Genomic DNA, 7,013 nt, shown 5'->3' with positions numbered 1-7,013 from the left:
ATCGCAGTTTGCGTCAATGACGGTCTTGAATATCTCGAATGTTCCGGCTGGAGCCAACAGTTCCACTTCTTTACCGTTAAAATAACGAGCCACAGTCCGTTCCCCCTACTCCGAAAAATATATTTTTTCCGATTGTAACATAATTCACAAATAAGATTAGTGAATTAATTCACAGCAATATTCACAGTGCAATCCCAGCTTCGAAAAGATTCTCAAGATACGAATCAATTTTATATTGACCAAACGTTCATTCAATAATAAAATAATGTTCATCAAGCGCTGCACATCATTGAAAATCGAATGGAGGTATTCTATTGGATCTGCACTATGAAGTTCATGGAAACGGTAAGCCTATCATCCTTGTTCACAGCGGTGGAGCCGATCTGCGGGACTGGAGTTATCTTGTCCCTCTTTTAGCGGAGCATTTTTGCGTCATAGCCTTCGACGGTCGCGGAGCCGGGCGCTCTCCCTCTCCCACTCAGCCGCCGAATTATGTTGAAGATTTGTTATTTCTTCTTGATCATCTGGATATTTCGCAAGCTGCGATTGTCGGTCATTCTATGGGCGGCCGGATTGCCACGGAGTTCGCGATCCATTATCCTGATAGAGTATCGGAACTGATTGTCATTGCACCCGCCCTGTCTGGTTTTCCTTATTCTGAGGAAATGCAAACTTACATGCTCGGGGTAAGCGCCGCTGCCCCTGATATCGAGAAAATGATCGAGCTGTGCATTGAGCCGCCTTCTTATGAAATTACAAGGAACCGCGCCGAGCGGGAGCTGATGGTCCAAATGCTTCGCCACCATTTCGAGCGGACATTTACCTGGTCCACCTTTGACTCGGTTTGGCCGGAGCCGCCGGCGATGGACCGATTACAGGATATCTCGGCCAGAACGCTGTTCATCATAGGAGATCATGAACTGACCGATAACCAGCAGGTTGGAGAACAATTTCGAAGGGTTCCGAGCATTCGATTTGCCACCATCGCCGGAGCGGATCACATGGTCACGCTAACGCATCCGGAGGAGTTATCCCTTCATATCACCCCATTCGTAAAGGAATGAAGATTTCATGCCACGCTCACCCAGCGAGAACGAACGCATACGCCAGATGGCAAAAGAGAAGATTTTGGAAACCGCCATGGATTTGTTTATCCATCAGGGGTACCATGCCACTTCCATTAGCGATGTAGCCAAGAAAGCCGGCACATCCAAAGGGCTGCTCTATAATTATTTTTCAGGCAAGGAAGGACTGCTTGCCGCTATGGTCGAGGAGCGAATCGCAAGCGTTGCCGAAGTCATGGAGAATTCCGCTTCACTCCAAGCACCTGCGGATCAGCTGAAATATATTTTGGAGCAAGCCATCGACAACGTCTATCAGCAGCCGGAAGTATTCCGTTTTTACTTGCATCTTCAAACTCAGCCCGAAGCGGATCAAGAGCTGTTTCCCTACAGCAAGCGTCTTGTGGAAGAGGCTGCACGGCAATTTGAGATACAATGCCGCATATTCGAAAGTCTCGGAGTACCCGAGCCGCGCAAGCGCTCCTTGTACTTTTCTTCTACCCTTCAGGGCATCATGCTGATGATATCCACCTATCCCCTGCACTTCCCCATTGAAGAAGTGAAGGAGCAGATGCTGAAGGAGTTTTGCCCGTAAGGCAAAAAGAGCCGAGGTTAATCCTGTGTTTCAGGATACCTCGGCTCTTTACGCTGCACGCTCTCCATGCATACTGTTGGATATTTATAAATAATGCCTCCACTTTCTTCGTACTATCTAACGTTCCTCTTGCCGTACTCTTACCCTGGGACTCCTCATCACATCAATCATGGACGGAATGCGCATAAACAGCTCACTTTTTTCAACTTTTTCTCTTCCTTCATGTCCTTAATCAGTTATGCTATGAATAACAGGATCGAAACGTACGTGAGGAGGAAAGAAACGATGGCTATTCACTGGCTGGAACCGGATATCGCCGAATGCACCCGAAGAGGAATCGCCTACTTTACGTCGGAGCTGGAGATGGCGAATGGCCTGCCCTGCAAAATGTACCGCATTACCGAAAAGTTCGGGAGTTTATCCGATCATATGCATGACTATCTTCAAATCTGGTATGTCAGCAAAGGCGAATTCATCCATACGCTCTATGGCCAAAAATACCGGATGGTCCAGGGCAATATATTCGTGCTCCCTCCTTATAGCGTCCATCGCGTGGAGATGATTCCCGGGAAAGAGCTGGAGGTGCTCGGGTGCGAATTCATGCCGGCCTTCATTAACGAACGATTGGAGGGAATGCCGGACGAGCCGCAGCTGTTCGACCTTTCCTTCATCAAGCCTTTTGTCACGACCGAAGACCGCGTCCCGCTCAAAATCACCTTGACCGGCGGCAGCGACCTCGCCGTAAAGGAACTCCTGACCGAAATGCTGAACGAGTTCGGAGGCCGGGGCCCATTCTTCGATATTCTGCTGAAGGCTAATCTGCTGAAGCTGCTGGCGATCGTGAACCGCGAGCATGCCGAGCAAGGCAAGCATATATCGGTAACCGCGGGCAGCGCCCCATATCGGGAGCCCATATTGGAATCCGTTCAATATATCCACGACCACTTCGATCAGCCCCTGTGGCTGGAGGATCTCTGCGCGCGGACGATGATGTCGCGAACGAGCTTTTGCCGACGTTTCAAGGAAGTGACAGGCTGGACCTTCAGCCAGTATTTGGCCAACTACCGGATACGAATGGCGATGCGGCTGCTGACGGAGCCCGAGCTGACGGTAACCGACGTGTGCTTCAAGGTAGGGTTTAACGAGCTTCCATACTTCTGCCGCATTTTCAAGAAATACACGGGAACGACCCCCGCTTACTATAAGAAGAACGCTTTTAAAACCGTGGACTAGCGCCTCGGTACGATAATCCAATAAATAAACACGATAGTGAAATCGAAGCGATCGCTCACATGCTATACTCGGGGCAAGCAATAACGAAGAATACAGCGATAGGCTCATGTCATCACTGCATCATCAATCCACGATTTTGGAGGAGAACCGATGAACAAAATTACAATTGCCGTGATTGGCTGCGGCACGATTGCGAACAGTGCCCATATCCCCGCCTACATGGCCAACGAAGATGCCGAGATCAAATATTTCTGCGATATCTTGAAGGACCGGGCCGATGCCGCCGTCGCCAAATACGAATGCGGCCAAGCCATCGAAGATTACAACCAAATCCTGAACGACCCTGAGGTTGACGCGGTATCGATCTGTACGCCGAATGACGTCCATGCTTCCATCGCCATCGATTGCTTGCGGGCAGGTAAGCATGTATTATGCGAAAAACCGGCAGCCCGCACCTACGCGGAAGCGCTGGAGATGCAGAAGGTTCAGCACGAAACGGGCAAAACGCTCAATATCGGGGTGGTCAACCGATACAATGAAAGCGTAAACAGAATCAGAAAAATGATCCAAAACGGCGATCTTGGCGAGCTGTATCACGTATATGCCAGCTTCCGTTCCCACCGTTCGATCCCGGGTCTCGGCGGCGCCTTCACGACCAAAGCCATTGCCGGCGGCGGCGCGCTGATCGATTGGGGCGTTCACTTCCTCGATGTCGTGATGTACTGTACGGGCGATCCGAAGCCGAAGACCGTCTCCGGTCAGGCTTATTGCAAGCTGGGCAAAGACATGGAGAATTACACCTTCCTCAAAATGTGGGCAGGTCCGCCGAAATACGACGGCACGTATGACGTCGACGATTTTGTCACGGCCCTCGTGCGCACGGAAGGTCCGACCATTTCCCTGAACGGCGCATGGGCGCAAAATATCGGCGCCGAAGAAATGTTCATCGACTTCCTCGGCGATAAAGGCGGCATACGGCTGAAATACGGCGCGGACTTCACCTTCTACACCACGGAGGACGGCGCATTGATCGAAACCACGCCGAAATTCAATCTCGGCAGCATGTTCCAGAATGAGATCGACGGGTTCATCCGCTGCATTCAAACCGGGGAGAAACAGCCTTCGCATATCGATACGGTCATCCTCTCCTCCCAGATCATCCAGGCAATTTACGACTCGTCCGACCAAGGCGCGGAGGTTTCGCTGCAGCCCGTTGCCCAGAACAGCCTATAACCTATAGTTCGAACGCCAGGGAGGCCCTTTACCATGAAAAAAATCGGATTCATCGACCTGCATTTGGACCAGTTCCACGCGAACAAATATCCCGGGTGGATTGAGCAGGCATCGGAACATGCCATGAAGGTCATGTACGCCTACGGCAAGAGAGACAAAGAGAACGGGCTCACGAACGCCGCCTGGAGCAAGGAGTTTGGAATTGAGCTGCTGCCCACGATCGAAGAGGTGGTGGAGCGCAGCGATTACCTGATCGTGCTGTCCCCGGACAATCCGGAATTCCATGAGGAGCTGTCCCAGCTGCCGCTGCAGTCCGGCAAGCCGACCTATATCGACAAAACGTTCGCGCCTGACCGCGAAACGGCCATCCGCCTGTTCGACCTGGCGGCAAAGCACGGAACGCCGATGTTTTCGACGTCCGCCCTGCGTTTTGCCAGCGAATACCACGAGCTGGACCGAAGCGATATACAAACGATCAGCAGCTGGGGACCGGGCGCCTTCGCCAATTATTCGATCCATCAAATCGAGCCGATCGTCAGCCTGATGGGGACCAGCCCGAAACGGGTGATGTATATCGGAACGCCTGACTCCCCTGCCCTGCTGATCGAATTCGGAGACGGGCGACAAGCCACCGTGAATCATCTTGGGGATAATTGTCCCTTTACCTTGGGGATAAAGAATGGCGACGGGGGCTTCAAGCAAGTCACCGCGAATTCGAATTTCTTTGCCTTGTTCATCGAGAATCTGGTGAATTTCTTCGAAACGGGCGAGCCTGCCGTCAACCCGGCAGAAACGGTCGCCGTCATCACGGTTATCGAGTATGGATTGAAGGCCGCTGACACCCCTTATGTGTGGGTGGATTTGCCTCAATAGCAAAAGGAAGGGTTCGTTACACATAGGAATATATAAAAAGAGCTGCTCCAATAGGCCGTAAGGGCCCGGGGCAGCTCTTTTTCATAAAACCAAGCTTTGAAATCCAGTTCTGAAGAGTTACACTTCTTTCCGCTGAAAATAGACGAAGCCCGCGAGAAAGAACAGTAGAAACCCTCCCACCACGACGGTCATGAGGCTTTCGAACGGCAGGTTGAATGCGCCGAAATCGGCTTGACCTGCCGGCATCATCGCAAGAAACGGCTGCGTCCACGGATAGTAAGGAGCATACGTCTGCGAGTTGGCTACCAGCATGTTCGGTATGGTAAATACGACGTTTAATGCCAGCGGAGCGGCAAAGCTGCTCCAGGCCGTTGAAACCCCAAGCTGCAGCGCGGCAAGCGGCAAGCAGGCAACCCAACCGCCAAGTAGGCAACGCAGCAGCATTTCCCACGGAATCGGAGCATCCACCTTGTGGATCAACCCGGCTCCCAGCACGGCGCCCATGAACAGTAACTGCACGACGGCCAGCAGCATGGCGACCACCGAGAATTTCGCAAAATAGACGGCGCCGCGTGAAACCGGCAGGACGAGCAGCTGCTTCCATCCCCCGCCCGAATGCTCATACCGGCATACCATGGCACTGAATATCCCCGTCAGAATCGGAAGCAGCAGCATGGCATGCAGAATGATCATAATGCTGATCAGATATTCCCAAGGCGCCAGCTCCTCAGGCTTTCCGTTTAATATGCCGAGCAGCATGACCAGGACCGCGCACAGGAAGATTTGCGGCCACAGCTTCGATTTCGACAGCTTAAGCCACTCTGCGGATACCGCTCTTAGATAGGATGCCATCTTAGTCCACATCCTTTCGGTTAAAATGAATCAGGCCAGCGCATGCGATCACCGCGCCCAGCAGCAAACCCGCTCCGATGACGCGTGATTCTCCCGGCCCCATGTAAGCCAGCAGCGGCCATTTTAGCGGCATCCAATCAGGAAACTGCAGGGCGAACATCGACACGACCGAGGCGGTAATCCCGATCCCGACCGCGATCCCCTGGTTCTTAAGCGTCAAAGACATCCACAGTTGAAAGGCCAGCATGGGAAGCGCCGCGAATAACTGCACAAACCCAATGCGCAGCAGATCGACATACGGCATTTGATCTGCCCCCATCCCCAGTACGATGCCGAGGACGGCGGTACTGATTGACAGAAGGAGACAGGATACGCAGAGAATCAGGAAAGCCTGCACGAACTTAGCACTGAATACCGCCGTTCTGGAGATAGGCAGTGCCAGCAGCTGCTTCCACGAGCTCAGCTGATGCTCCACGTTGGCCATCAGCGAGCAGACCAGCGTGATCCCGAGGAACAGGGCAATCGGCACAAAGAAGAGCACGTTCTCCAGCAGTCCGCCCCAAGGATCCGCCGCGTAGGATTTCATCAGGTAATCGTATCGAAGTCCGAAGTTCAGCCCTTGCATCGCTGCCAGCCCGACGGGACCGAGCGCAGCGAGAAACCAGATGCCCTTGCCTCGGATTTTCAGCCAATCGGCGGAAAGCGCACGGAACATCATACCCGGCTTCCCTCCCCTACGATCTGCATGAAGATATCCTCCAGCGACCTCCGCTGCTCTTCCACCCGGTATACCGCATGCTGGTTCTCTACCAGGCGCTTCACGAGTTGCGCGATTTTGGCATCCTGCATGCTCTCCAGCTCCAGCATCTGGTTCCGCAGGACGCCTTCGCAGCCTAAGTCTAGGGCTAGTCCAAACGCTGCCTCAGGCTCGGATACCGATAAGCGGAAACCGCTGGACGCCGTGGATACCAGATTGTCGATCGTATCCTGGAACACCATCCTTCCTTCGCGAATAATGCCGACTTTGTCCGCCATCTGCTCGACCTCGCCCAGCAGGTGACTGGATACCAACACGGTAATGCCGTATTGGCGCGGCATATTCTTGATCAGCTCCCGGATTTCATGTATCCCGGACGGATCCAGGCCGTTGGTCGGCTCATCCAGAA

7 protein-coding genes and 1 pseudogene are annotated in these 7,013 nt (G+C 52.9%); 5 read left to right on the top strand and 3 right to left on the bottom strand.

Translation table 11 applies throughout. The annotated features are described in order from the left end of the window. Positions 1 to 314 precede the first annotated feature (314 nt). From HMPREF9412_RS09935 to HMPREF9412_RS09915, 5 genes are all read left to right on the top strand, one after another. The gene (locus HMPREF9412_RS09935; protein WP_009591340.1) at positions 315 to 1,064 is read left to right on the top strand and encodes an alpha/beta fold hydrolase; all 750 of its coding nucleotides are present in this window, start codon (positions 315 to 317) and stop codon (positions 1,062 to 1,064) included. Between the two features lie 7 nt (positions 1,065 to 1,071). After that, positions 1,072 to 1,656: a TetR/AcrR family transcriptional regulator gene (locus HMPREF9412_RS09930; RefSeq protein ID WP_009591341.1), complete on the top strand. Its 585-nt coding sequence runs from the start codon at positions 1,072 to 1,074 to the stop codon at positions 1,654 to 1,656. A gap of 285 nt (positions 1,657 to 1,941) precedes the next feature. Then, positions 1,942 to 2,889: an AraC family transcriptional regulator gene (locus tag HMPREF9412_RS09925; protein WP_009591343.1), complete on the top strand. Its 948-nt coding sequence runs from the start codon at positions 1,942 to 1,944 to the stop codon at positions 2,887 to 2,889. Positions 2,890 to 3,039: 150 nt separating this feature from the next. Further along, a complete protein-coding gene (locus HMPREF9412_RS09920; protein WP_009591335.1) occupies positions 3,040 to 4,122 on the top strand; it encodes a Gfo/Idh/MocA family protein in 1,083 nt (360 codons plus the stop codon). 33 nt (positions 4,123 to 4,155) lie between these two features. Next, positions 4,156 to 4,995: a Gfo/Idh/MocA family protein gene (locus tag HMPREF9412_RS09915; RefSeq protein WP_009591338.1), complete on the top strand. Its 840-nt coding sequence runs from the start codon at positions 4,156 to 4,158 to the stop codon at positions 4,993 to 4,995. A gap of 117 nt (positions 4,996 to 5,112) precedes the next feature. On the opposite strand, the gene HMPREF9412_RS09910 is transcribed toward HMPREF9412_RS09915, so the two are convergent. The 3 genes and pseudogenes from HMPREF9412_RS09910 to HMPREF9412_RS09900 form a co-directional block, all read right to left on the bottom strand. Continuing rightward, positions 5,113 to 5,847 carry an ABC transporter permease gene (locus tag HMPREF9412_RS09910; RefSeq protein WP_009591339.1) on the bottom strand — a complete coding sequence of 245 codons (735 nt, stop codon included), beginning with the start codon at positions 5,845 to 5,847 and terminating at the stop codon, positions 5,113 to 5,115. A gap of 1 nt (position 5,848) precedes the next feature. Beyond that, the gene (locus HMPREF9412_RS09905; RefSeq protein WP_009591337.1) at positions 5,849 to 6,565 is read right to left on the bottom strand and encodes an ABC transporter permease; all 717 of its coding nucleotides are present in this window, start codon (positions 6,563 to 6,565) and stop codon (positions 5,849 to 5,851) included. Further along, a pseudogene (locus HMPREF9412_RS09900) lies at positions 6,562 to 7,013 on the bottom strand (bacitracin ABC transporter ATP-binding protein); the annotation flags it as partial. The gene HMPREF9412_RS09905 and the pseudogene HMPREF9412_RS09900, both read right to left, overlap by 4 nt.

Source organism: Paenibacillus sp. HGF5, assembly GCF_000204455.1.
GTDB lineage: Bacteria > Bacillota > Bacilli > Paenibacillales > Paenibacillaceae > Paenibacillus_AQ > Paenibacillus_AQ lautus_A.
The sequence above is the reverse complement of the archived record's forward strand: the minus strand, read 5'-3'. Positions and strand labels throughout refer to the sequence as shown.